At 57.8% G+C, this 23909-nt stretch carries 15 protein-coding genes and 2 pseudogenes; 8 read left to right on the plus strand and 9 right to left on the minus strand.

The features are described 5' to 3' along the window. The first annotated feature begins 222 nt into the window (after positions 1 to 222). The 3 genes from POR16_RS06205 to POR16_RS06215 all read left to right on the plus strand — a co-directional run bounded on the left by POR16_RS06205 (position 223) and on the right by POR16_RS06215 (position 7496). Complete coding sequence (locus POR16_RS06205; protein WP_005889469.1) at positions 223 to 1344, plus strand: beta-ketoacyl-ACP synthase III; 1122 nt, start codon at positions 223 to 225, stop codon at positions 1342 to 1344. 119 nt (positions 1345 to 1463) lie between these two features. Next, entirely contained in the window at positions 1464 to 6329 is a 4866-nt protein-coding gene (locus POR16_RS06210) for an NEL-type E3 ubiquitin ligase domain-containing protein (protein ID WP_005889471.1), read from the plus strand. A gap of 39 nt (positions 6330 to 6368) precedes the next feature. Beyond that, positions 6369 to 7496 carry a GNAT family N-acetyltransferase gene (locus POR16_RS06215; protein ID WP_005889473.1) on the plus strand — a complete coding sequence of 376 codons (1128 nt, stop codon included), beginning with the start codon at positions 6369 to 6371 and terminating at the stop codon, positions 7494 to 7496. 200 nt (positions 7497 to 7696) lie between these two features. On the opposite strand, the gene POR16_RS06225 is transcribed toward POR16_RS06215, so the two are convergent. From POR16_RS06225 to POR16_RS06240, 4 genes are all read right to left on the minus strand, one after another. Then, on the minus strand, positions 7697 to 9529 hold the full coding sequence (locus tag POR16_RS06225) for an ABC transporter ATP-binding protein (protein ID WP_024690227.1): 1833 nt from the start codon (positions 9527 to 9529) through the stop codon (positions 7697 to 7699). Positions 9530 to 9631: 102 nt separating this feature from the next. Then, complete coding sequence (locus POR16_RS06230; protein ID WP_005889475.1) at positions 9632 to 10195, minus strand: peptidylprolyl isomerase; 564 nt, start codon at positions 10193 to 10195, stop codon at positions 9632 to 9634. A gap of 138 nt (positions 10196 to 10333) precedes the next feature. After that, on the minus strand, positions 10334 to 11122 hold the full coding sequence (locus POR16_RS06235) for an alpha/beta fold hydrolase (RefSeq protein ID WP_005889476.1): 789 nt from the start codon (positions 11120 to 11122) through the stop codon (positions 10334 to 10336). Between the two features lie 13 nt (positions 11123 to 11135). After that, entirely contained in the window at positions 11136 to 12056 is a 921-nt protein-coding gene (locus tag POR16_RS06240; protein ID WP_005889477.1) for a LysR family transcriptional regulator, read from the minus strand. A 67-nt stretch (positions 12057 to 12123) separates the two neighbouring features. On the opposite strand from POR16_RS06240, the gene POR16_RS06245 reads away from it, so the two are divergent. Further along, positions 12124 to 12444, plus strand: a complete 321-nt coding sequence (locus POR16_RS06245; RefSeq protein ID WP_005889478.1) for a hypothetical protein — start codon at positions 12124 to 12126, stop codon at positions 12442 to 12444. Between the two features lie 142 nt (positions 12445 to 12586). Here POR16_RS06245 and POR16_RS06255 read toward each other — a convergent pair whose 3' ends face one another. Next, a complete protein-coding gene (locus POR16_RS06255; RefSeq protein ID WP_122381070.1) occupies positions 12587 to 17419 on the minus strand; it encodes a M10 family metallopeptidase C-terminal domain-containing protein in 4833 nt (1610 codons plus the stop codon). Here POR16_RS06255 and POR16_RS26250 point away from each other — a divergent pair. Next, positions 17406 to 17645, plus strand: a complete 240-nt coding sequence (locus POR16_RS26250) for a hypothetical protein (RefSeq protein WP_005889480.1) — start codon at positions 17406 to 17408, stop codon at positions 17643 to 17645. The genes POR16_RS06255 and POR16_RS26250 overlap by 14 nt on opposite strands. A gap of 41 nt (positions 17646 to 17686) precedes the next feature. After that, positions 17687 to 18556 (plus strand): carboxylate/amino acid/amine transporter, encoded by an 870-nt coding sequence (locus tag POR16_RS06265; RefSeq protein ID WP_005889481.1) that lies wholly within the window; start codon positions 17687 to 17689, stop codon positions 18554 to 18556. A 1-nt stretch (position 18557) separates the two neighbouring features. On the opposite strand, the gene POR16_RS06270 is transcribed toward POR16_RS06265, so the two are convergent. Next, positions 18558 to 19292, minus strand: a complete 735-nt coding sequence (locus tag POR16_RS06270) for an SDR family NAD(P)-dependent oxidoreductase (protein ID WP_005889482.1) — start codon at positions 19290 to 19292, stop codon at positions 18558 to 18560. A 159-nt stretch (positions 19293 to 19451) separates the two neighbouring features. Between POR16_RS06270 and POR16_RS06275 the strand changes: the two genes are divergently transcribed. Continuing rightward, the gene (locus POR16_RS06275) at positions 19452 to 20027 is read left to right on the plus strand and encodes a DUF1349 domain-containing protein (protein ID WP_005889483.1); all 576 of its coding nucleotides are present in this window, start codon (positions 19452 to 19454) and stop codon (positions 20025 to 20027) included. 46 nt (positions 20028 to 20073) lie between these two features. Here POR16_RS06275 and POR16_RS06280 read toward each other — a convergent pair whose 3' ends face one another. The 3 genes and pseudogenes from POR16_RS06280 to POR16_RS06290 all read right to left on the minus strand — a co-directional run bounded on the left by POR16_RS06280 (position 20074) and on the right by POR16_RS06290 (position 23263). After that, on the minus strand, positions 20074 to 20520 hold the full coding sequence (locus POR16_RS06280) for a DUF3757 domain-containing protein (protein WP_005889485.1): 447 nt from the start codon (positions 20518 to 20520) through the stop codon (positions 20074 to 20076). Between the two features lie 375 nt (positions 20521 to 20895). Next, positions 20896 to 21073, minus strand: a pseudogene (locus tag POR16_RS06285) (IS3 family transposase); the annotation flags it as partial. A gap of 69 nt (positions 21074 to 21142) precedes the next feature. Next, positions 21143 to 23263, minus strand: a complete 2121-nt coding sequence (locus POR16_RS06290) for an alpha/beta hydrolase domain-containing protein (RefSeq protein WP_005889488.1) — start codon at positions 23261 to 23263, stop codon at positions 21143 to 21145. 150 nt (positions 23264 to 23413) lie between these two features. Between POR16_RS06290 and POR16_RS26535 the strand changes: the two are divergent. Then, positions 23414 to 23811 (plus strand): annotated as a pseudogene (locus POR16_RS26535) (transposase); the annotation flags it as partial. Between the last annotated feature and the right edge of the window lie 98 nt (positions 23812 to 23909).

Raw genomic sequence — 23909 nt, forward strand, 5'->3', positions numbered from 1 at the left:
GCTTATTGAAATGTGTCTATCGAGCCGATATTCATTGGCCGATAGCGCCAAAACCGGGCTCTATGGCACACTCCGCGCCTGTCTTCACAGTGTCATGAAATGCTGCTCGTTGTTGCAGGCAGCTTTTACATCTGCACTGGCACGTTGTCCCGATAAAGCGCGGGCTTCAGATGCCGTGCCTGAGCAGGTCATTACCTGCAACCCAATAAAAGAGGAACGACCGTGCACAACGTCGTCATCAGCGGCACAGGCCTGTTTACCCCGGCCAACAGCATTTCCAACGAAGAGCTGGTGCAGTCTTTCAATGCCTATGTTGCACAGTTCAACAGCGACAACGCTGCTGCCATCGAGCGTGGCGAAGTAGAAGCGCTCAGCGAGTCCAGCGCCGCATTCATCGAAAAGGCCTCGGGCATCAAAAGCCGCTTCGTGATGGACAAACAGGGCATTCTCGACCCGCAGCGCATGAAGCCCAACCTGCCGGAGCGCGGCAACGACGAAAGGTCGATCCTCTGCCAGATGGGCGTTGCAGCCGCCGAACAGGCCTTGCAGCGCGCGGGCAGGACTGCGGCAGACATCGATGGTGTGATCGTCGCGTGCTCGAACCTGCAACGGGCCTACCCGGCGATCTCCATCGAAATCCAGGAAGCGCTTGGCGTTGCGGGCTACGGTTTCGACATGAACGTCGCCTGTTCGTCGGCAACGTTTGGTATTCAGGCCGCCTGCAACAGCGTGCAGTTGGGTCAGGCCCGCGCCTTGCTGGTGATCAGCCCGGAGATCTGCACCGCACATTTGAATTTCCGTGATCGCGACAGCCATTTCATTTTCGGTGATGGCGCGACTGCGGTAGTGGTCGAGCGGGCAGACCTGGCCACTTCGCCTTATCAGTTCGACATCGTCAGCACGCGTCTGCTGACCAAGTTTTCCAATAACATCCGCAACAACTTCGGCTTCCTCAACCGCACCTCGGACGAAGGCCAGAATGCACCGGACAAACTGTTCGTGCAGGAAGGGCGCAAGGTGTTCCGTGAGGTCTGCCCGATGGTGGCCGAACTGGTCAGCGCGCATCTGCATGACAACGGCATCAACATCAGTGACGTCAGGCGCTTCTGGCTGCATCAGGCCAACCTGAGCATGAACCATCTGATCGTCAAAAAACTGCTTGGCCGCGACGCCACTGTCGAAGAAGCGCCGGTTATTCTCGACACCTACGGCAACACCAGTTCGGCAGGTTCGATCATCGCCTTTCACACCTATCAAGACGACCTGCCCAAAGGCGCGCTGGCAGTGCTCAGCTCATTCGGCGCAGGCTATTCGATCGGCAGCGTGATTCTGCGCAAACGCTGAGTGCATTGACGAGGTAGCGCTTGTGCGACAGGCGCTACTGTCATATCCCGTTATGTCACCTGCAGCCCTGCGGGTCTTTATCGTGTTGGCTTTTGAACAAGCCAACACGAGTATCGACCATGTTCACTGCCAACACACCACCCGAAACGCAAGCAGCTCCCCCGTCGGACGCTGCCCCCTTCGAAGCCGACCACCCCAATGCTGCCTTTATCCGCAGCAGGCTGCCGGCCTGGTATCTGAACGCCCCGCCAGCATTGCGTCAGGCACTTCAGGCCAGTCAGCAGAAAACCCGACATTCCCGTCAGGCGCTGGAGCCCATTCGCGATCGTCTGTTATCGGCACAGCAGTTTGCTGCCCCGGTGCTGTCGCAAGCCTTTCACGAGCGTTTCAAGCTAGCGCTGGACGTCGAAGCCTTTCAGTTGATGACTTGGCGCTACGACAGCGCCTGGGCACCAGCGCCCCTCGAACAGACCCTGTTGCAGGCAGCGTTGCAGAACTTCGCTCCCAGCAACCGCAGCCGCTTCGATCCTCATTCGGCAATTCTGCGTACAGGTGGCCTGCGTTACTGGCTGATCGATAGCGCCCAGCGCAGGTACAAGGTCGAGTATCAGGACCGCGTCGATATCAGCCTTGAACAGTTCGCTGATTTTTGCCATGAGCTGGATGTGGGAACTCAGTACCAGGCCCACCTGGACAGCGTATTCAAGCCTTCCCCAGCGGCAGCGACTGCGGTTGCCGCTGCCTTCATCGACAACGAGCGTGATGCCTTCGAGGTGCTCGCGCACATTGCCAGGATGAAGGGGGATATCACCGATACTGCCTATCAGTTGTTGCTGAGTGTCGTGCGGGCCGATGACCTGCCGCAATGGGACGGCAAGGCGCTGCGCTATTGTCAGTTGCACATGCTCGATACCTACGCTTTTTCGGGCTGTCTTTTGCATGGCGCGCTGCTTGTCCAGCAAGATATTCCTGATCCCGACAATGGGCCTTGCCTTGTCTACATGCCCTCGGAGCCTCTGCATCCGATCAAACAATATGTGTCACTCAGGGCCTTCAATACCAGCCTCGTGAAAGCGCTCGACAGCGAAAGTTACAAGCGCTATTTCAGCCGCTTTGTCAGTTTGAGTCGCAGTCCGGAATTTTTCGCCAGACTGCAATCCCGGCTCTATCCAGGCCAGGAGCCTGCGCTGGACGTCAACGCTGATCTGGTGCTGCAGCCACAGCCATTTTCGAAACCGCCGTTCGAATTGCTTCATGACCACTTGCTGGCCAAGACTTACGGCGATTCACGGGCAATCGCAGTGCCCTCGGCGCAGGTGGACCAGCAGGCTCGCGATGCACTGCTTGAAAGCCTCGAGCACAGCGGCATGAACATGCTCAATGTGGCCGGGCTGTTCGTGCCGGTATTGGGCGAAGTCATGTCTGTGGTCGCGCTCTATCAGCTTGCCAGTGAAGCCTTCGTTGCTTACCAAGACTGGAAGCACGGTGAAGTGGACGAGGCTATGCAGCATGTTTACGACATTGGCGAAAACGTCGCCCAGATGCTGGTGCTGGGAAGTGTCATAGGGGCGGTAAAAGGCTTTGAGCCGTCGATGTTCATCGAAAGCCTGGTGCAGAAAAGCGTTGATGGTTCTGTTCGTCTCGGAAAACCGACGGTTGAACCTTACGCTGACACTGTCCGCTTGCCTGAGGGGCTGAGTCTCGATGCGCTGGGGCTTTACGAGCACGGTGGCAGGACGTGGTTGCCACTGGACGGCAAACTGTATCGTGTCGAACCCGATGCATCACACGCCAGCTGGCGGATCAGGCACCCGGAGAATGAGCGCTCCTACTCGCCCAGGCTGAAGCACAACGGTGCCGGCGCCTGGCGTCATGAGTGGGAGAACCCCATGGGCTGGGATGAGGTCACGGCGTTCAGGCGTCTGAACGCGACCTGCCATGCGCTCACCGAGACGGAAATCCGGAAGGTGCTGCGCATTACCGGCATCAATGAAGCGGTGCTGCGCCAGATACACGTCGAGCACTTTCAGCCTCCGGCCTTGTTGATCGATGCCATTCAGCGTGTTGAAACAGAGCGGGAGCTGCTGGCCTGTATTGAAAGCCTCAAGACAGATGGACCGTCGCAAATCTCTGTTTCTTCTATCGGGCCATGGATGAAGCTGCTGGTCTCGTCGCCTGGCTGGAACAAGGCTCGAGGGCTGTTATTGATCGATGAGCAAGGCACCCTTCTGGAGGCGTGGAACGCAGGGGCGGACATGACGCTTTCGTCCCATGTAGAGGGGCCGACAACCAGCCTCAGCGAGGTTCTGGGCCAACTGCCGGATAGCCTGACGCTTGATGAGATCGCGTCTCTGACGGGCAGTGACAGCGCAGACAAGGTCGTCCGGGTCAGCGGCTTGAAGCGTCATCTGGCCGCTTGCGCCCACGCTCGTGTCGAGCAGTTGCTTGATGACATTCAGGCACTCAAAAGCCGAAGCGAGGACCCGCTGGTTCAACTGATACAGCGCGATTTCAGCGGCTTGCCGGACAGCGTCGTTGCCGAACTCATCGGCATGGCGAGCGACACAGACAAGGCGCGGATGACTTCGGAAAAGCGCATTCCTCTGGCGCTTGCCGAACACGCCCGCGAGTACCAGCAGCAACTGCGTATAAACAGGGCCAACGAAGGGTTTTACCGGGCCTCGACCCTTAACCCAGACACCCATGCAGCTGCGCTTGGCGTGCTGCAATATGTACTCGGCTGGCGTGGAAACATGTCAATCGATCTGCTGGAAGACTCGCTGGAAGGTGCCGAAATAGCGAGGCTCGACAGCGATCAGGCTGTGCTACACCTGCTTTTGGTCAAAACGGAAGAAGGGTTTCAGCCTTTCAATTCGTCAGGTGATTCTCTGGCGGAAGTCGAACAGGATTTCTTCACGGCGTTGTTAAAGGCGCTGCCTGAAGATGTGCGCGCCGACATCGAGCTGCCTGCCAACGCTGATGAGCACCCATTGCGCAGTCTGCTGGGGAATATCGCCCTTGGTCAGCGTGAACGTGTGGCTGAAATATTGCGAATGCAGCCGGTCAAACCGGGGATCAAATGGCCGCAGAGACTGCCCGACGGTCGTATCGGCTACCCCATGAGCGGACGTCTGCGAGGTTTCTTTCGCCGCTTGGGTATCGGTGCGGCCAGTCATTCGCCGGAGCTTGCGGTGAGAAGTCTGTACCCGGATTTTTCCGAGGTTGAGGTGTCTGCCTTTCTGGACCGCTTGAGGGCCGAACACACTGGATCAGCCAGACAATTGCCGAACTTCGTCCGGCAAAGGCTGCGAGGCCTCGCGGATGAGTTGCGCAACCTCCAGGCCACGCTGGACGCCTGGGTCGCGGAAACGCAGTTTTCTTTGCAGCGCAGGCCCAGAGAAGTCGCAGCGATGCGCATTCACGATTGCTGGAGAAGGTTGAGCGCTCACTGCAGAAACTATCAGGGTGACTTTTTAGGATACGCGCTGGATCTGGATAATCTGAGCGTGGGACTGCTGCCTGATATCGCCGCAAACTTTGCCCATGTGGTGGTGTTGAAGGCGCGCAATATGCAGCTTACCGACCCACAAGCAGATGCCTTGCTGAAAAACTTCAGCAACCTGAATTCGCTGAGCCTCGACTTCAATGAGCTGTATTCCCTGCCGGCTTCGATAGGGAGAATGCCGCAACTTGCCGAACTGTCACTCAGTCACAACCCGCTGATCTGGACGGAGGCCTGCAACGTCACGTTGCAGAACCTGAACCGTCTGGAGATCCTGGACCTGAACTTTTGCTTTCTTGGGTCGGCAGCGCCTCTCGCGGCGCTCGACTCTTTGCGTCTGCTGTTTTTGCGCGCGACGGGTATCGAAACGTTGCCCGCGTGGAACTGGCTCAGGTCTGACTTGATTCGTCTGGATGTTCGCGATAACCGTATCTCGGAAATAACCTCCGCAGAGCTTGAGGATGTCGTCCGCTCTCTCGGCTCTTCGCGCTTGCACCTGCATTTGAACGGGAACCCGCTGGACGCGCCGACCCTGGAACGCATCAGGCTGTTTCGCGAAGGCAGGTTGCGACCGCGATGGGGCGTCAGTCAGCACCATCTGCCCTTGGAAGTCGGGCCTGACAGCAGACCCTGGCTGGCCGGTTTGAGCCGCGAACAGGCAGATGTCCGCATCAGGCTTTGGCAGGATCTGCGAGCGTGCGCCGGTTCTATGGATTTCTTCCAGACGCTGAGCGATCTGACCCATTCGGCTGATTTTTCAACTAATCGTGAAGAGCTCATCGAACGAGTCTGGGCGATGATAGACGCGGCCTCTGCAAACACTGAGCTGCGTCAGCAGTTATTTGATATTGCCGCTCACCCTCAGACCTGTGGAGATGGCCTTGCGCTGGTCTTTGGCGACATGGAAGTGCGGGTCCGAGTGTTTTCTATCCTGTCATCCACGCCGGAATCCGCGCAGCCACTGGAACTCTTCAAAATGAGTCAGCGCCTGGACCGTCTGGATCAGGTCGAAAAAATTGCGCTGCGCGACATTGCTCTTCGCCGGCAGAATGGCGAGACGGTCGATGAGGCTGAAGTGCGGCTTGCCTACCGCATCGGCCTGCAAGCGCGGCTTGAGCTGCCCGGTCAGCCCAGAAGCATGCTGTTCGCTACTATCGCGCGGGTGAGCGACGCTGATTTGCAGGCTGCGTACAAGGAAGTCATCGAGCGCGAACGCACCCCGGCGTTTTTCGAGTCGATGATTGCCAGGGAATTCTGGATGAGTTATCTGGAAGTTCGCTACGGGCCTTATTTCGAACCGGTAAAGATGCCGTTCCTGCAGCGCCTGGCGGCCCTGGATGAGCAGGCGCAGAGCGGGCAGTCCGATCAGGAATACCTCGATCAGGTCGCGCAAATATCTGGTGAGCGCGAGCAGGCGATCAACGAACTGGCGATCAGTCTTTCAAGGCAGATTTCGGCGTCGATGAACACAAGGTCTCAATAAGCGATACTCTTTACCAAGTCCGCTCACCGGGGAACCTGCATGCCCGTTCACGTTATCGACAGCCTTGGCACCGTTGCACCTGCCCAATGGGATGCGCTGGTGCCAGGCAATCAGCCGTTTCTGCGCCATGCGTTTCTTAGCTCGCTGGAAGATAGCGGCAGTCTTGGACCGCGTTCAGGCTGGCGTCCCGAGCATGTGCTGCATTACGAAAACGATCAACTGGTTGCTGCCTTGCCGGCCTATCGAAAGTGGCACTCGTATGGGGAATACGTATTCGATCACGCCTGGGCAGATGCTTGCCGACGCGCCGGAATCGCGTATTACCCCAAGCTGTTGGTGGCCGTGCCGTTCAGCCCGGTCGGTGGTTCGCGTATTCTGTCGGCCACGCCGCAAGGTGGCATGGAGTTGCTCGGCGAGCTGCCGGCTTATCTGCAGAGCGAAGGGCTGTCGAGTGCTCACGTGAACTTCACCGACCCGGCTGCCGATGCCCTGCTTGAAACACAGGCGGGCTGGCTGCAGCGGATCGGTTGTCAGTTCCACTGGCATAACCGGGGCTACCGGGATTTTCAGGACTTTCTTGATGCATTGAGTTCGCGCAAGCGCAAACAGATGCGCAAGGAGCGTGAACAGGTCGCAGGGCAGGGCATCGCGTTTGAATGGCTCGAAGGGGCGCAGATGAGCGAGGTGCTGTGGGACTTCGTCTATGCGTGCTATTCCAACACTTACGAAGTACGTGGGCAGGCGCCTTACCTGACCCGCGAATTTTTCAGTCTGCTGGCTGAACGCATGCCCGAGTCGATCCGTGTGGTGATTGCCTTGCAGGGCTCACGCCCTGTAGCGATGGCCTTCAGCCTGATCGGCGACGACAGTTTCTACGGGCGCTACTGGGGGGGCCTGGCCGAGTTTGACCGCTTGCATTTCGAGACCTGCTTCTATCAGGGCATGGATTACGCGATTGCTCACGGCCTGCAACGATTCGACGCAGGGGCCCAGGGCGAGCACAAGCTGATCCGCGGTTTCGAGCCGCAGATCACCCGATCATGGCACTACCTGATGCATCCAGGACTGAAAGACGCCGTCAGCGAGTTTCTTGAGCAGGAGCGCGTCGGCGTAATGGCCTACGCCGAGGAAGCACGTAGCGCATTGCCGTATCGGCAGGTGGAGTAGCAGTAGCGGATCAATCACTGCCTCTCGTTCCTCGCGCGTGCGAAGCAGAGTTAGATCTCGTTCCTCACGCTTTGCGTGGGAATGCATTTCTAGACGCTCTGCGTCTCCTGTTGAGTGTGCAGAGCGGTACAGACTTGTGACGCAGAGCGTCACGAACTGCATGCCAACGCGCATTGGCACGATAATCAGTTGCAGTCCGCTCAATCCATCCCCACAAACCCGCCGGTCTGGTGCTGCCACAGTCGTGCATACAGCCCGCCACGTGCCAGCAATTCGGCGTGGGTGCCGGTCTCGGCGATCTGGCCTTTTTCCAGAACCACCAGACGATCCATGCGCGCGATGGTCGACAGGCGGTGGGCGATGGCGATAACGGTCTTGCCCTGCATCAACGTTTCCAGGCTTTCCTGAATAGCCGCTTCGACCTCAGAGTCTAGGGCCGAGGTGGCTTCGTCCATGATCAGGATTGGCGCGTCCTTGAGCAGCACGCGGGTGATCGCTATGCGCTGGCGCTGACCACCAGACAATTTCACGCCGCGCTCACCGACATGGGCATCGAAGCCGGTGCGGCCTTCCGAGTCCGACAGCAGGGGGATGAACTCATCGGCGCGAGCCTTGTGAATTGATTCCCAGAGCTGTTCGTCGGTCGCATCAGGATTACCGTACAACAGGTTTTCGCGAATCGAACGGTGCAGCAGCGAGGTGTCCTGAGTGATCATGCCGATCTGCGCACGCAGGCTTTCCTGAGTAATCCCGGCAATGTCCTGGCCATCGATCAGAATCCTGCCGCCTTGCACGTCATACATGCGTAACAGCAGGTTCACCAGCGTCGATTTGCCTGCGCCTGACGGCCCGATCAGGCCGATCTTCTCGCCCGGTTTTATGTCCAGGTTAAGGTTGTGGATGATCCCGTTGCCATTGCCGTAATGAAAATCGACGCCATCGAATCTGACACCGCCTTTGTCTATCTTCAGCGGCAGGGCGCCAGGCTTGTCGTTGACCGTGACTGGCTGCGAAATACTCTGCAGCCCGTCCTGCACGGTGCCGATGTTTTCGAAGATGCCGTTCACCACCCACATGATCCATCCGGACATGTTGACGATGCGGATCACCAGCCCGGTGGCCAGCGCAATTGCGCCAACCGAGATCAGCGACTGGGTCCACAGCCACAGCGCCAGGCCGGTGGTGGTGACAATCAATATACCGTTCATCGTGGTTATGGTCGTGTCCATCGAAGTCACTACACGGCCGGCCAGTTGGCTTTTCTCGGTGTGATCGCGCATCGCTTCGCGGGCGTACTGCTGCTCGTGGTTGGTATGGGCGAACAGTTTCAGGGTGGTGATGTTGGTATAGCCGTCGACGATCCGGCCCATGAGCCTGGAGCGCGCATCTGACGAGTCCACCGAGCGTTGCTTGACCCTCGGCACGAAATACATCAGTGCGAGTATGAACGCGACAATCCAGGTGCCCAGCGGGATCATCAGGCGCCAGTCCGCCTCGGCGAACAGCACCATCGCGCTGATGGCGTAGATCAGCACGTGCCAGAGCGCGTCTACCGACTGCACGGCTGAGTCACGCAGCGAGTTGCCGGTCTGCATGATGCGCTGTGCGATACGTCCGGCGAAATCGTTCTGGAAGAAGTTGACGCTCTGTTTGAGCACGTAGCTGTGGTTCTGCCAGCGAATCAGGTTGGTCATGCCGGGACTGATGGTCTGGTGAACGAGCAGGTCGTGCAGGCCAACGAAGATCGGGCGCAGCAGCAGGGCCACGACCATCATCCAGATCAGCTCGGAGCCGTGAATACTGAAAAAATCCTTGGGCGGCGTGTTTTGTGCCAGATCGATGATGCGGCTCAGGTAGCTGAACAGCGACACCTCGATCAACGCGCCGATGAGGCCTACCACCAGAAGCGCGGTGAACGTCGGCCAGACCTGACGAAGATAGTAGAGGTAGAACGCGAAGACAGTGTTGGGCGGAGCAGGGGTAGGCGCGTCTTTGAAGATATCGATCAGTTGTTCGAAACGACGATAAAGCATTGGCTATCAGACCCACGCGACGTGGGCTCTCCTTGATAAGTGGAGGCTCTCCCGTCCGGACCGCATGAAACCCGAAGGCCCCATGCGGTGCAGGTTTCCTGCTCAGTCGACGCGTTTCGCGGACTTGATCAGGATCGGGTCTAAAGGCACGTTTTGCATGCCTTTCTTGGTGCCGGTCCGGGCGTTGACGATGTTGTCGACCACGTCCATACCTTTGACGACCTTGCCGAACACCGCATAACCGAAGTCACGGGTGCCGTTGTCGAGCATCGCATTGTCGTTGGTGTTGATGAAGAATTGACTGGTGGCCGAGTTCACATCAGATGTGCGGGCCATGGCGATAGTGCCACGTACGTTATGCAGACCGTTCTGGGCTTCGTTCTTGATCGGATCCTTGGTGGGCTTCTGAACCAGCTGCTCGGTGAACCCGCCGCCCTGAACCATGAATCCCGGAATCACACGGTGAAAAATGGTGTTGCTGTAGAAGCCGCTGTCCACATAACCCAGGAAGTTCTTGGTGCTGATGGGAGCCTTGGTGTCTGCAAGCTCGATTTCGATCTGGCCGAAGCTGGTGTCGAGTAACACATGCGTGGCTTTGTCTTGAGCAGCCATCAGGTTGGCAGCAAACAGTACGGAGCAGGCGGTGAGGGCGATTTTTTTCAGCATGTGGCAACGAGTCCTTCAGTAAGAGATATCGACTGTGGCCGGCAAGGTAACCACGTTTGGGTTTTTTTGCCCAGTGCGGCGTTTGACGGTCTGCAATGCTTCACGCGAGCAGCCTGCGCAACAAACTGCGCACGATTTTCAGACCCCGGTGCTTCCGATGAATTCCAATAGCGTGCTATTGAACTGTTCCGGCTGGTCCAGTGGCGTGGCATGTCGGGAGTCGTTGATGACCACCAGCCGTGCAGAGGCGATCCGTTTGGCGTAGGCCTCCTTCAGCGCTACCGGAGTGTAGTCATGGCCGGCAGCGACGATCAGCGTCGGGCAGGTAATGCGTTGCAGCCGGTCCTCCACACCCCAGCCGACGATGGCATCGAAGCTGGCCAGGTAGGCGCGTTTGTCATTTCTGCTCCAGCGCTCGGCCATCTTGTGCCGCAGTTCAGCCTGCTCGGGCCTGGGGAACAGCAGCTTGCCCAGCGCCTTGCCGAGCGTTTTCATGCTGACCAGACGAGACAGCGTCCAGCGTCTGGCCCATTGGCACAGGTCGGCAAGGCTGCGTATCTTCACCTGCGGAGCACTGTTGACGATGCTCAGACTCTTGAGCAGGTGCGGCTTATCTACCGCCAGTTGAAACCCGATCATCCCGCCCATCGACAGGCCGACCAGGTGCACAGGCTGCAGACGCAGATGCTCGATTAGCGCCTCGACATCGTTGCTCATGGCCTGGATGCTGTAGCGCCCGTGCGGTTTGTCCGAGCGCCCGTGACCGCGCATGTCCATGACGATGACGCGGTAGTGCCTGGCCAGCGCCGGAACCTGGAATTCCCAGTCCTCGCCACTGGACCCCAGCCCGTGCAGGAGCAGAACAGGTTCGCCCTGACCATACTCTTCATAGTGCAGCGAACAATCGTCATGCTCAAAAAACGCCATGTGCCGACTCCTGTCAGGCCTGTTGCGGCGCGCCAGGCGCCGTCAGGGGGGCGGTGTCGAAGGTACGAATCAGGTCGATCAATATCTGCGTGGCCGGGCCAAGCGGCTTGTCTTTGCTGGAGTACAGATAGAACGTCGGGTTGCGGTTACCGCCCTTGTCCAGTGGCAGGGGCTTGAGCAGTCCTTCGCGAAGTTCGCGTTCGATCATGTGGCGCGGCAGCCAGGCGAAGCCCAGGCCATTGCTGACAAAGGTCGCCGCAGTGCCGAGGCTGCCGACCGTCCAGCGTTGCTCCGCTCCCAGCCAGCCGAAATCTCGGGGTTGCTGCCGACCGGAATCGCGAATGACAACCTGCAACTGACTTTCGAGATCCTGAAAGGTCAGCTCGCGATTGGCCAGGTGCAAGGCGTGCCCCGGGTGCGCGACGGCGACGAATTCGACGGAACTCATTTCCGTACCCAGATGGCCTGCGATGCTGTAGCCGCTGATGGCCAGGTCTGCCACGCCTTCAAGCAGCACTTCCTCGACACCCGACAGCACCTCTTCGCGCAGGCGCACGCGGCAGCCGCGGCTCTGCGGCATGAATGCAGTCAACGCCCTGACCAGGCGCGCCGAAGGATAGGCGGCATCGATGACCAAGCGTACCTCTGCCTCCCAGCCCTGTTCCATATGGTGAGCGAGGTCTTCCAGCTGGCTCGCCTGTTTGACCAGCTGTCGCGAGCGTCTGAGCAGGACGCCCCCGGCTTCGGTCAGCACAGCCTTGCGACCGTCGATGCGCAACAACGGCACGCCGAGTTGTTCCTGCATGCGCGCCACGGTGTAACTCACCGATGATTGCGAGCGGTGCAATGCCTCGGCGGCCTGAGCAAAACCACCGTGATCGACTACGGCTTGCAACGTGCGCCACTGGTCGAGCGTCACGCGGGGCGCTTTCATGCTGTATTTCCTCTTTGATCTGCTGACTATTGTTCTACTCTGACAATCCCGTCCCGGAGAACACCGAATGAATCGACTGTGCTGTTTACTGCTGGCCATGCTGCCTGTAACGGCCTATGCATACCCCATCGACGTGGAGAAACAGTATCAGGGTGTGAAGGTCGACTACGTGACCCACGATGTTTATCACGACACAGGGTCGATCACCGTCACTAACTACGGTGACGTAGACGCCAAATGTTCAGTGATGTTCACCAATGGGCCGGAAGCACCGCGCACCCGACATGTGCAGATCGGTGCAGGCAAGAGTGTTGACGTGTCGTCCAGATTCAATCGCAGCATTATCAAGTTGCGCATCAGACTCGCCTGTCAGCCAGCCGGAGAGTAGAGCGTCGGCCCGGTAGCTCCAGAGCTAACGTTCCTCACGCTCCAGCGTGGGAATGCCTTGGGTGACGCTCTGCGTCACAAGATCTGCGCCGCACCGCACGCCCAGGATCGGACGCAGAGCGTCGGCACGATAATCATCTCAATCAGACGAGGATGTCGGCTGCTTGCAGGCTCTGTACGCCAGTCAGCTGGATTTCAAAGTCTGCCTCGATGTTGTCATCCACGTTGCCGTACAGCACGCCATCGGCAAAGCGAAGCTCGCCGGTGTTGCTGGTGCTGAACGCCGCGTTGCCGATGAACGTGAACGCATCGCGGGTATCGGTAAGCGTTTGTGCATCGAAGCCTGTGAAATCCAGCTTGTCACCTTCGCCCGCCTTGAAACCATTTATGATGTCACGCAAGTCGTCACGGCCCACCTCGTCGAGGCTGTTGAACACATAGCGGTCAGCGCCGGTGCCTCCGATCAGGGTGTCCGCCCCCGAACCGCCGATCAGGACGTCGTCACCCGCACCACCGGACAATGTGTCGTTGCCATTGCCGCCGTTCAGAACGTTGGCGTTCTTGTTGCCGGTCAGCGAGTCGGCAAACTGGCTGCCCGACAGGTTTTCCGTGCCCTTTATCGTGTCCAGTCCGGAGCCGCCGGTCGTCTGCACGGCGCTGGTATTCAGCGCCACTGTGACACCTGCGGTGGCGAACAGATAAGACACCGTGTCATTGCCGTCGCGACCGTCGAGGACATTGTCGCCAGTGCCTGCATACAGCACGTTGTCCAGCGTATTGCCGGTTGCATTGGCAGCGCCCGACGCGGTGATCACGATGTTTTCCAGGTTCGCACCCAGCGTGTAGCTGCTCAGCGCGCTGTACACAGTGTCGGTGCCGCCGATCTGCTTATCTGCATTGGTCTCGACCACGCGGTCGGCTGCATCGTCAACGTAGTAGCTGTCCGATCCGTCGCCGCCGGTCAACAGGTCAGCGCCCGCTCCGCCGTCCAGAACGTTGTTATTCGCATTACCTGTCATGACGTTTCTCAACGCATTGCCGGTGCCGTTGATGGCGGACACACCGGTAAGCAGCAGATTCTCCACGTTGGCGCCGAGTGTCCAGCTGACTGACGACACCACGGTATCGACCTGCGATGGCGAGTCATTGCTCTCGGTGACAGTATCAAGCGCGTTATCGACCACGTAGATGTCGTTGCCGTCGCCACCCGTCATGTCGTCGGCGCCTTGGTCGCCGTCCAGTATGTCGTTGCTGGCACTGCCGACCAGGGTGTCGTCGTCACTTGTGCCGAAGATATGACCGCCTTCGTTCTGCCCGGCATCGAAGATTCTTGCCGGGTCGTTGTTGTCGCTGGAATCGCCACAGTAACCCAGGTCATTGGCGATGAAGTCGGCCAGTCGCTGGCCGACTATTTCTGCCGACTCCTCGTGCAGGTGCCAGACGTCGTCCGGGTAAACAAGCGGGTTGACCTCGTAACGCAAGGGCAGGTCGGTGTAGTCGACTGCCAGCTTGACGTCGTTGCGCTCGTTGGCGATTGCCTCCTGTACGGCGCGGACATAACCGGCGCCTTCAACGATGGCACTGATCTTTTCTCCGGTGTAACCCCGCGCCTTGGCGGCCTCGGTCTGATAGTGACCGGTCTCGGCCATGTACACCGTGAAGTCACCGATTTGCGCGTGCAGGTAATCGAACACCTTGAGGGTCGACGCCTTGTAAAGGTCTGCCGCAGCCTGTTTGTCGGTGGCGCGGGCTATTTCCTGAGCTGCTTCCTCGCCCTGGCCCCAGATAATGCCTGTGGTGACCTTGTCAACAGCCGTCAGGGTTGCCAGTTGCGACTTCAGCAGGTCGGTGGCGCGCAGCAGTGCCGGGCCAGGCTGGTCTGTGTCGGTCAGCCACCACGAAACACGCTGCTCTTCCGGGCTGGCGGTCGAGTAACCCACCACTGTGCTGCCGCCCACGGCGAGGTCGATGCCATCACCGTTGGCATCATTGAACTGGCTGCGCACGTCGTAATCGGTGTAGCGGGCCAGGTCCTTGACCATTTCCGAGGTGCCGGACTGGTTGTCGTCTTCAGTCATGCGCAGCAGGCGCGCATTGGACTGGCCCAGTGTTGGCAGATAGAGGATCTCCTGAGCCTCACGCTGACCGAATACGAAGTCGGCGTTGGTCAGGGTATCGATCAGATTGCCGCTCAGAGCGATTTCAAAGCGATTGCCATCCACGTCCGAGTCGGCGGACTTGACGTAGGTCTTGTCCCCAGCCTCGTTGAGCGTCATGTACAGGGTGTGATTCTCGCCGTTGCCCAGCCCCAGAAAGCCCAGTGCGGAGACATCTATCTTGTCCTGACCGGGACTGAAGTCATAAATCGTGTCGGTGGCGGTCAGCCCGCCAGCGTCGTAATCGCGGTAGCTGTCGGTGAGGGCGCTGTACACGAACGTGTCGGCATCGGCTCCTCCGTAAAGGGCATCGCGGCCCGCACCGCCGTTGATCACATCGTCGCCGGTATCGCCGCGCAAGGTGTCGTCGCCGCCCAGGCCCAGCAGCGTGTCGTTACCCTCAGTGCCATACAGCGCTTCGGCATTTTCGGTGCCGGTAAGGATGCCCGGCGCGACGTTGCCCACAATGATGGCGAAGCTGTCAGCCACAGATGCGCCTGTCGCGTCGCTGGCCGTCAGCAGCACCGAGTAGAGCCCGGATGCCGTGCCACCTGGCGTGCCGCTGAAAGTCAGGGTCTTGCTGTCGAATTTCAGCCAGTCGGGCAGGGCACTGTTGTCGGCGAGGGTCGCGCTGTAGGTCAGCGCCGTGCTGTCCGGGTCGCTGAAACTGCCGGGCTGCACCGCGTAGGAGAATGCATTGAGTTCGGTGACGTTCTGATCCATCAGCGGCGTATTGAGCACAGGCGGCTGATTGGTGGCTGAAGCGCTGGAGAAGATGAAGTTGGAGTCGCTCAGCTTGCCGAGCAGGTTGCCTTCCAGTGCGATCTCGAAACGATTGCCGGTGGTGTCGACTGCGTTGGTCTTGACGTAGGTCTTGCTGCCGTCGGCATTGAGCGACAGGTAAATGGTATTGGCGCTGCCATCGCCCAGCCCGCGCAAACCGATGCTGGACAGGTCGATGCGGTCCTCGGCGGTATTGAAGTCTGTGATGGTGTCACTTTGCTTGGTGCCGCTGGCGTTGTAATTGCGATAGCTGTCCAGTCGCGAGGTGTAGATGAAAACATCCGCGCCAGCGCCACCGGTCAGGATGTCGGCATCGGCCCCGCCAGTGAGGGTGTCCGCACCCGCTCCGCCATTTATGCGGTCTGCGCCGGCGTTACCGTTGATGATGTCATTACCTTCCGTACCGGTCAGGGTATCGCCACCAGCGGTGCCCTCGGCAACACGCTGAAAGATGAAGTGACTGGCATTCAGCGTGTCCTTCAGGTTGCCGTTCAGCCCCAGCTCAAACCGGTTGCCGCTGGCGTCGGCATCGAGCGACTTGATGTAGGTGCGGTCTAGGGTGGCGTTATAGCTGATGTTCAGCGTGCCGGCCTTGCCGCTGCCCAATCCGGTGAAGCTCAGGTTCGACAGGTCGATGCGGTCCTGGCTGATATCGAAGTCAGACACCAGGTCCGTAGCGCTGCTAGTGGCCGTGCGATAGCTGTCGGTCAATTGATCAAAGCGAAAGGTATCGGCACCTGCACCGCCAGTAAGTTTGTCGGCTCCGGCCCCTCCGACCAGAATATCGTCCCCCGCGCCGCCATTCACAGTGTCTTTGCCCGCCAGGCCGAGGATCAGTTCGTTGGCTGCACCGCCGGTAATTGTGTCGTTGGCATCGGTGCCCTGCACGGTGACCAATGGAAACGCATCGCCCGCAAAGCTGCCCTCGCCGTAGACCAGGGTCAGGCCCTTGCTCGTATGGCTGATGGTGTTGCCGACGATGCTGTTGCGGTCGGTGCCGTTTTCGTCACGCTCGGCCACGCCGTAGGTGGAGTGGTCGCTGCCGGTGATCACATTGCCGCGAATCAGATTGTCGCTGCCATTGAAGTACTTGCCGGAGACGCCCGAAGTGTCATCGTAGGACTGAATGATGACTTCCGGCACCGGCGCGCCGAGGGAGTTGTTGCTCAGCGTATTATCGAAAACATCCACGCCGGAACTGCCGTAAATGCGCACGCCAGCGCTGCCGTTGTCGTGAATGTCCACACCGCTGACCGACACCTGGCTGGACAGCTTGATCAGCACGCCTTCTGCACCGTTGCCGTACACCGCGCCGCCGGTGATGGTGATGTTGGCCGGCGAGGGGATGTTTTCGCTGCCGCGCTGCACCACGATGCCGGTGCTGCCGTTGCCGTACGCCACGTTGTTGCTCAGGGTGAAGTCGTGGGTGCTGGTGACCACGTTGAAGCCGTGACGATCGTTGTCATACGCCACGTTGTTTTCGAACACGCTGTCGCTCAGGTAGTCGGCGACGAAACCGTCCAGACCATTACCATGCGAGACGCTGTTCCTGATCACCATGTTGACAGTCTGCTCGTGCGGGTCGAACCCGTAGCCCGAGCAATCCTTGATCTCGACGCTGTCGAGGGTGACGTTCGAGTCCTTGCCCTCAGAGCCTGGAATGTAGCCGTTGAACCAGCCGTCCACCTTGCCGGTGGTTGCGTCACGGTTTCCGTTCAGCGTCAGGTTCTTCATGCCGAAGTCATGCGTTTCCTCGCCGTACGCCGAGCGCACGATGCCGGTGACCTTGGTGTCCGAACCGTCCGCGAGCTTGATGACCGTCTCGCCCATGCCGGCACCGGACAGGGTCACGTTGCTCTTGAGCATCAGGCAGCCGTCGGAAGGTTCCTCGCCGCCGGAAACGACGTATGTCCCCGCCCCCATGACCACTTCCCCGCCACCTGCCGCAGCGGCTGCGTCGATCGCGGCCTGAATGGCTGCTGTATCGTCAGTGACGCCGTCGCCCAGTGCTCCGAAGTCTTTTATGTTGAATATCATAGTGTTACTCCAGGCGACGACGAATTTGGAAGAGTTGAGTCAATATTGCAGCGTCGGGATGATAAGACCTTTTATTCAAGGAAAGTTGCTTGATATTGGCTATATTTTCGGCGAAACCGACGACATGTGCGTCAATAATGCAGCTGTCATATTTGTGACGGGTAACGCGGGGCGCGGCGACAGGTTGGCGTCAAAAAGCGGCGGCCTTCGAGTGGACAGTAAGTGACGCAACCGCTATGGTCGCGCCCTTCAAAAATGGGGGCGGGCATGGGTTATCTACTTTTCGTTACGCTGATCCAGGCGTTTTCTTTCAGCCTGATCGGTGTCTATCTGGCCGGGCACGTCGACAGCTATTTCGCGGTGCTTGTCCGCGTGGTGCTGGCCGGTCTGGTATTCATTCCTCTGACCCGCTGGCGTCAGGTCGAGCCGCAATTCATGCGCGGCATGCTGCTGATCGGCGCGCTGCAATTCGGTGTCACTTATGTCTGCCTGTACCTGAGTTTTCGCGTGCTGACAGTGCCCGAAGTGCTGCTGTTTACCATCCTCACGCCACTCCACGTAACGTTGATAGAAGATGCGCTGAACCGGCGCTTCAACCCTTGGGCGTTATTGGCGGCAATGGTTGCTGTGCTGGGTGCGGGAGTGATTCGCTATGACGGCCTGAGCGGCGACTTCCTCGGCGGCTTCCTGCTCCTGCAACTGGCCAACTTCACCTACGCCGCCGGGCAGGTGCTGTACAAGCATCTGGTGGCGCGCCACCCGAGCGACCTGCCGCATTACCGACGCTTCGGCTACTTCTATCTCGGCGCACTGGCGGTGGTGCTGCCTGCGTTCCTGATGTTCGGCAACCCGCAACACCTGCCCGAAGCACCTACCCAATGGGTCGTGCTGCTGTTTCTCGGCCTGTGCTCGACGGCGCTGGGCATGTACTGGTGGAACAAAGGGGCGTGCATGGTCAACGGCGGCACACTGGCGGTGATGAATAACCTGCATGTGCCGCTGGGGCTGTTGATCAATCTGCTGATCTGGAACCAGCATGAGGACTTCACCCGCCTGCTGATTGGCGGCGGGGTGATCGTGGCGTCGGTATGGATCAGCCGCCTGGGTGTGCCGGAGGGTGTTTCCGGCACACGTTGAGTCAGACGTGCTGGCCTCCGTTGACGTGAATTTCTGCACCATTCACATACGACGCGCCAGCCGTACACAAAAAGTAGATCAGCGAAGCGACTTCCTCGGGCTTGCCCAGACGATGCATGGGCACCAGTCGCTCGACAATCTCTGCGGTGCCGGGTGACAGAATCGACGTATCGATCTCGCCCGGTGCGATGGCATTGACCCTTATCCCGTGCGGACCGAAATCAAAAGCCATCTCCCGCGTCAACGCAGACAGTGCCGCCTTGGACGTGGCATAGGCGACGCCTGCAAACGGGTGGACCTTCGAGCCGGCGATCGAGGTGACATTGATGATGCTGCCCTTGGCCGCCTTCAACTCGTCAAACAACCCGCGCGCCAGCAGCGCGGTGGAGAACAGATTCACGTTGAACACCTTGATCCAGGTGCTGTAATCCGACTCAAGCACACCCATGCGACCGCCTTCTTCGGTCTTCGGCGAAACGCCCGCATTGTTCACCAGCGCATCGAGACGTCCACCGAGCTTGTCCTTGATCGCCGCCATGCTCTCGCTGACGCTGTCGATGTCTTCCAGGTCCAGATGGATATGGTTGAGCAGACCCTCGGCCCACGGGCAGTCAGCGACCCAGTTTTGCCTTGAAGCCGTGAACACTTCCCAGCCTGCGGCATTGAAATGCTTGACCGTGGCATGACCGATACCCCGGCTTGCGCCAGTCAGCAAAAGCTTTTTCTTGTCGCCCATGAGTGCGTTCCGGTTTTTTTGGATGGATGCATCATGTTTTTTGGTGGGTGGGGTGTCAATGACAGCGCAGTGATTGCTCACTGGCATGAGGCGGCTGGCAGGGATATCGTGTTTGTCAGCCAATCACCAACGTCAGCATTAACTTGCACAGGAGGCAGCATGTTTGAGAAAGGCATCTGGCTGAATGAACCCCGACACTGGAGCGTGGCAGACGAGTGTTTGACAGTCACCACAGATCCGCAAACCGATTTCTGGCAGCACACGCACTACGGCTTCTGCCGCGACACGGGGCATTTTCTGGGCGTTTCGGTGTCGGGTGATTTCACCGCTCAAGTGCATGTACAGGGTGACTTCAAGACGCTTTACGATCAGGCGGGCTTGATGGTCCGCATTGACGAGCACAACTGGGTCAAAACCGGCGTTGAAGTCAGCGACGGAGCCCTGATGCTGGGTAGCGTTTTGACCTGCGGGCAGTCGGATTGGGCAACGGGTGCGTTTGATGAGTCATCATCCGGCCTCTGGCTGCGAGTCACTGTCGCCAAGGGTGTGATGCGTATTCAGCACTCCAGCGACGGGCTGCGCTGGCCATTGCTGCGTCTGGCGCCATTTCCCGTCAGCGAGTCTTATGCCGTAGGGCCAATGTGCTGCAGCCCGGAGCGGGGAGGGCTGGAAGTGGTGTTCTCTCATTTTGAAGTGATGCCTGCACTGGGCAAAGATTTGCATGATCTGACATGAATTGCTCTTCAACCGGTACGTACAGGTCAGTTGAAGAGCAACATGATTACATCGATTTATTCTCGGTAGTGAATGTGCAGTTTTCGGGGGAGGTTTTTTCACATACGTTATAGGTGAGGCCAAAAGGCCCATCTTCTTTTTTCCAGGTGCTGCCTGAAGTTTTTACAGTGAAGTACTTATTGTTTTTAGCGATGAAACGCATGTCCAGCGCCTCGCGCCCACCGATGTTGTAGGTACAGTGTTGGAACATCTCAGGTGCGCCTGCGCCCTCTTGAATAGCGATGGCCAGGCCAAAGGACTGCACAGGCATTTTCTTTGTCACCACGCCTTGCAATACACCTGTCCACTCGCCGTCATTGCCGCTCGCGCGGTACACGCCGGGTGAAACCTGCTCGATCTTAGAGACAGCAGGGCAGTTTTCCGCCGCTTGAGAGGTCATGGATATTCCCAGTAGGGAAGTCGTAATTGTAGCGATGAGTAATATTTTTTTCATGATATTCCTTTGGTTGAATAGTTGATTCTTGAAGTGTGGATAGGCTTGCATGCGGGTTTTTGGGTGCAGTTAGACGACGCGAGATTTTTCCAGGCCTGCCGTTTGGTTACATATTTTTATCGTATGCTTAACAACAAGTATTTTGCGTATTGTCTCGTTCTTAAAGATGCTTGTGTTTCAGTAATAACTTGATCATATGCAATGTGGATGCGGCTATCTTAGGCGCTAGTCTATTTGTTGTCTGCGCCTCCAAACCTTAATTGTTTGTAGGAAATGACGCTGATTTTTGTGGGGATAATGGGCTGGTTTACTATCCCTGAAACGCTGTCCCTATAGCAGGGCCAACGGCAGCGTTATTCCTTGCGCCCAGATCTAGGTGATGTTGCCACACCAGATCTGATTGGGCGCGGCTACATCGAACTCCCGATTCAAAATATTTGGAATATCAGGTCGCTTCACTGTTGCTTTTATATAAGCATGCGAACCCGATTGCTTGCTGATTAATCCCAGTTCCTCGCATCAGACCACGCACTTTGAGCCGACCGATTTGCTCTGAGGCGTTACGCCACTGCGCTCCTGCTGGAGCTGGCTTACCCAGCGACGCAGCGCAGATCACCTCTGCTCAAGGCCCGGCACGCACACCTTTCTCCTGTGCTTCCTTTACAAGCCGCTCACGGTCTTCAGGAAGCAGCATTCGCGCTTCAACCAGCGAGTCTGCGGCTTTACTCACTGCAGACACATAAGCCTCCTTCGTGGGGTAGCGTTCCTCCAGGGAAAGGCGAGGATCTCCGGCCATGATTCGCTCTTTCTTCGTCGCGGCAAACGGGAGGAAGCTGCCTTGGAAGTTACAAAAGCCGCCATCAAAAAACTCTGGCCGGAAGGTGTTCCAACCTGTGTAAGTCCCGATGGGAGCACCTAAATACACATCCCGAACGCCACCAACATCAATTCCGTCTGCATCCACTTGAGGTACCAAGAGGCCGTAACTACCGACACCCGATTTCGGCGGCTCGCTTGTGAGAATGCCAGAGCTGTCTTCGGGACGAAAATCAGGCCCAAAATCAAGCACTTGAAGGCTATTGACGACACCGGTGTAGCGGAGCGCGGGGCGTGAAACGCCACCATAATTGGTCGCGGGGATGAGCGGGAAAATGACCCTGTCCGCGGGCACAAGGGTGCCGTTCGCCACAGAAGGCTTTATCGAAGCTGGCGGTGTTGTCTCATCACGAACCCAGCCAACGAGATTGATGAACGCTGCGCGCATTGTCCAGGTGTGTGGATTTGGATTTGATTGCACTTGGCAAAGCCCAAAGGGTGGGTTAACCGGGAGCGGCAAAGATGGCGGGGCGTGCTGCGTACTTGCCATAATAAAAGTGCGGACGTTTTCCGGTTCATCTGCATCGCGCAAGCCGAGTGGGTCGGTAAGGCCAAGCGACTGGCGTCCTTCCCAAAGCTCGAGGGCTGTTGCCATGTGGAATATTAAAGGGCAAGTATTGTTATCGCTGCAGCGATCCAGCAAACCCTGCGAGCGTCCGGTAACAGGATCGGTTTCCCGGCCATAGGTAAACGGAAAATCGTAAGCAGGGTAGTCATGATCGACCTGCTGACCCCACGCCCGACCAGGTTGAGCAAATCGTATGTTGAGCGGCATCAGGCCGCCACCGATATGCGGCATTGCACCATCGTAGACCCGATGACCTTCCTCGCTGCGGTTGAAACCCAGCGCGATCATGCTGCGGATGAATCGCCCTGCTTGTGATGAGCCAGTGATAATCGACTTGACCTTATGCCCATGCACTACAGGGTTGGGCACACCTGTATCGTCATGCTCAGCCTGCTGAAAAAACGCACCCACATCCCGGGCAATAGCAAAACCAATACCCATTACCGTTGGCTCCTTGGCCCGGTAAATCAGCTCGTAAAGCTTACCGGGTTGAAAACCAGCGGATAGGCAAATTTGGATTTCGTTCGGCGTATTGCAATCGCCAAAACTCCATTCAGTTACTGGAATTTCCTGTCTAGGCGCATTCGCCCGCGAACGCACCGTCAACGTCGGACGAAAGCCATCCGCAAGCACTTTAGTATTGTCGGTTTCAACCGATTTATAGCTCGTATGAGGGGGCGTGGAGGTGAACCAACCTGCGGATATGTTGAGGCTGACGGTCGGTGAGAGCGTAGTCAACTCACTGCGCACCACACCTGTTACCGACGACCCATCATTATTTATAGCTGTCGGCAATTGCACCATCATGCGGTTGTCGCCTGGGGCAACGTCCCCTTGCCAGGCAAACGCGATCAGCGTCGTCCCTAGCCGTTGTAGAAAACCGTCCCCGGCGACTTCGAAGTTATTGAGCGTTGCTGGATCGCCCCGCATATCAGCATTGAACAATAACATCGCTCGCTTAGAGCCTCGATTGGGCACATCAAATAGAAGGATGTCATTCGATTTAGCCAAGTCAGCGGGACGCAGGATTGCAATATCACTAGTATATTCAACCATTCCACGACCGTTACGGAGTGCAAGTTCGATGTCTTGAATAATCTTATTGTTAGAAGCTCCTGGGTCTAATTCACCATGAGCACGCGCAAAGATGCGTACGTAAGCTCCTGTATGCCCGAAACTTTCGCCTCCGAATGCGGGCTCGGTCCGCAGGATCTCCAATTGTGTAATACGGGCTTGGGCGGGTGCTGCAGCGATCATCATGAAGCTTGTAAACGCTGCAGCCTGAAATAGGCGATTCATCTTTACCCCCAATTTGTCTTTTTTTATAGATGGCTTTTGATTCTCTTATAGCAGTGACTTGTACAGACCAAAAGGCTCCAAGCATAGCCCGCAGCTGGCTCAGTTATCATGAATTTGTAAGCGTTCCGAGAGCCGACCTTCAATTTCAGCATTCAGGCGGTTTGTAGGGGGCGACGCCGTATCTTTTCCGCTGAATTCAAACGCGAGGCTGCAGACCTCGTGCTTGATCCAAGGCTATAGCCACATTGAGGCCTCTCGCCTCCTGGTAGTTTTCGAGTCTGCGCTACGTCGCTGGGCTAACCGGCTTCAACAGGAGCGTAACGGTACAACAACTCCGCAGAACAAAGCCCTGATGTATCTCGAACATGCCACTAAGACCATTGCATGCGACTTTGGTTGGGTGTCGCTAGGAGCTGTCTACGCAAATTCGAAGCGCCGCTGGCAACCGCAGTGGCGTGTCGATGATGCAGGAAGAGTGTGAGCAGATTGGCCGGTTCACGTTACGTTGCCTGATGAAGGAAGCGGGATTGATCAGCAAGCAACCGGGCTAGCACGCTTATAAAAAGCGACGCTGAAGCGACCAGATATTCCGACGTCCAAGGTTAAGCTTCTGACGTGGAGATAGAGACAGCTCAGCGCGCATCTT

Source organism: Pseudomonas coronafaciens pv. oryzae str. 1_6 (assembly GCF_000156995.2).
GTDB lineage: Bacteria > Pseudomonadota > Gammaproteobacteria > Pseudomonadales > Pseudomonadaceae > Aquipseudomonas > Aquipseudomonas tremae.

Excerpts from the sequence above, each read along its gene's own strand:
- POR16_RS06210 (WP_005889471.1), top strand. The coding sequence starts at position 1,464 with ATGTTCACTGCCAACACACCACCCGAAACGCAAGCAGCTCCCCCGTCG.
- POR16_RS06215 (WP_005889473.1), top strand. The coding sequence starts at position 6,369 with ATGCCCGTTCACGTTATCGACAGCCTTGGCACCGTTGCACCTGCCCAA.
- POR16_RS06225 (WP_024690227.1), bottom strand. The coding sequence starts at position 9,529 with ATGCTTTATCGTCGTTTCGAACAACTGATCGATATCTTCAAAGACGCG.
- POR16_RS06230 (WP_005889475.1), bottom strand. The coding sequence starts at position 10,195 with ATGCTGAAAAAAATCGCCCTCACCGCCTGCTCCGTACTGTTTGCTGCC.
- POR16_RS06235 (WP_005889476.1), bottom strand. The coding sequence starts at position 11,122 with ATGGCGTTTTTTGAGCATGACGATTGTTCGCTGCACTATGAAGAGTAT.
- POR16_RS06240 (WP_005889477.1), bottom strand. The coding sequence starts at position 12,056 with ATGAAAGCGCCCCGCGTGACGCTCGACCAGTGGCGCACGTTGCAAGCC.
- POR16_RS06245 (WP_005889478.1), top strand. The coding sequence starts at position 12,124 with ATGAATCGACTGTGCTGTTTACTGCTGGCCATGCTGCCTGTAACGGCC.
- POR16_RS26250 (WP_005889480.1), top strand. The coding sequence starts at position 17,406 with ATGTTGAATATCATAGTGTTACTCCAGGCGACGACGAATTTGGAAGAG.
- POR16_RS06255 (WP_122381070.1), bottom strand. The coding sequence starts at position 17,419 with ATGATATTCAACATAAAAGACTTCGGAGCACTGGGCGACGGCGTCACT.
- POR16_RS06265 (WP_005889481.1), top strand. The coding sequence starts at position 17,687 with ATGGGTTATCTACTTTTCGTTACGCTGATCCAGGCGTTTTCTTTCAGC.
- POR16_RS06270 (WP_005889482.1), bottom strand. The coding sequence starts at position 19,292 with ATGGGCGACAAGAAAAAGCTTTTGCTGACTGGCGCAAGCCGGGGTATC.
- POR16_RS06275 (WP_005889483.1), top strand. The coding sequence starts at position 19,452 with ATGTTTGAGAAAGGCATCTGGCTGAATGAACCCCGACACTGGAGCGTG.
- POR16_RS06280 (WP_005889485.1), bottom strand. The coding sequence starts at position 20,520 with ATGAAAAAAATATTACTCATCGCTACAATTACGACTTCCCTACTGGGA.
- POR16_RS06290 (WP_005889488.1), bottom strand. The coding sequence starts at position 23,263 with ATGAATCGCCTATTTCAGGCTGCAGCGTTTACAAGCTTCATGATGATC.